Origin of the sequence: Streptomyces beihaiensis (assembly GCF_026274175.1) — a bacterium.
Lineage (GTDB): Bacteria > Actinomycetota > Actinomycetes > Streptomycetales > Streptomycetaceae > Streptomyces > Streptomyces beihaiensis.
In genome coordinates this window covers 1-1076 of record NZ_JAPHNL010000210.1, presented here as the reverse complement: position 1 = coordinate 1076, position 1076 = coordinate 1, and the positions used below count along the sequence as shown (strand labels likewise).

Annotated in this window: 1 protein-coding gene; it reads right to left on the bottom strand. The window is 77.7% G+C overall.

Features of this window, described 5'->3' with window-relative positions:
* Positions 1-71: 71 nt before the first annotated feature.
* A partial coding sequence (locus tag OFY01_RS17185; RefSeq protein WP_266600843.1) for a glycerate kinase occupies positions 72-1076 on the bottom strand: 1005 nt, incomplete at its 5' end.

Sequence of the window (1076 nt, the reverse complement as noted above, 5' to 3'; positions counted from 1 at the left end):
CTTCCGGCCGGCACGCCGAGAGCACGCACCGGACGCCGCTCCTTGACGGGCAAACGTTGCCTGCCGGAGCACTAGCTCAAGAAGTCCGCCGCGATCCGTGCCGCCACGTCCTCCAGGATCGGCCCCGCGTCGGCGATGCAGCGCGCCACGTCCGGCTCGACGTCGGTCAGGGCGTAGGCGCGGCGGATGCCCGCCTTGCCGAGAGTCTCAGGCGGCAGGGCGAGGCGGCCGCAGACCGCCACGACGTCCACCCCGGCCGCCCGCGCCGCCGCGGCGACGCCCGCCGGGGCCTTGCCGTGCAGGGTCTGCTCGTCCAGGGAACCCTCCCCCGTGATCACCAGCGTCGCGCGCCCGAGCGCGGGCGCGAAGCCGAGCACGTCGAGCATGACGTCGATGCCCGGCCGGAAGCTCGCGCCGAGCCCGACGAGCGCCCCGTACCCGATCCCGCCCGCCGCACCGGCGCCCGGCGCCTGCGCGTGGTCGAGGGCGCTCGGGCCTACGTCGGCGGACTGCGCCAGCACCTTCGCGTAGTGGGCGAGCGCGGCGTCGAGCTCGGCGACGTCCTGCTCGGTGGCGCCCTTCTGCGGGCCGTAGACCGCGGGAGCGCCCGTGGGGCCGGTCAGCGGGTTGTTCACGTCGCTGGCCAGGACGATCTCCACGTCGGCGAGGCGCGGGTCGAGCCCGGACAGATCGGCCGAGGCCAGCGAGGCGAGCGGGCCGCCGCCGGGGCCGACCGGCTCGCCCCGGGCGTCGAGGAACCGCGCGCCCAGCGCGGCGAGCATGCCCGCGCCGCCGTCCGTCGTGGCGCTGCCGCCGACGCCGAAGACGATGGTGCGGGCCCCGGCGTCGAGCGCCGCGGCGATGACCTCGCCGGAGCCGTAGGTGGTCGAGGTGAGCGGCGCGAAGGTGCCCTCGGGCAGCAGCTGGAGCCCGGACGCCTCGGCCATCTCCACCACGGCCGTGCCGTCGCGCAGCGCCCACGCCGCGGTGACTGGCTCGCCGAGCGGCCCGGTCACCCGGGCCTCGCGCCGCTCGAACCCGGCGGCGACGGCGGCCGCCACGGTGCCGTCGCCGCC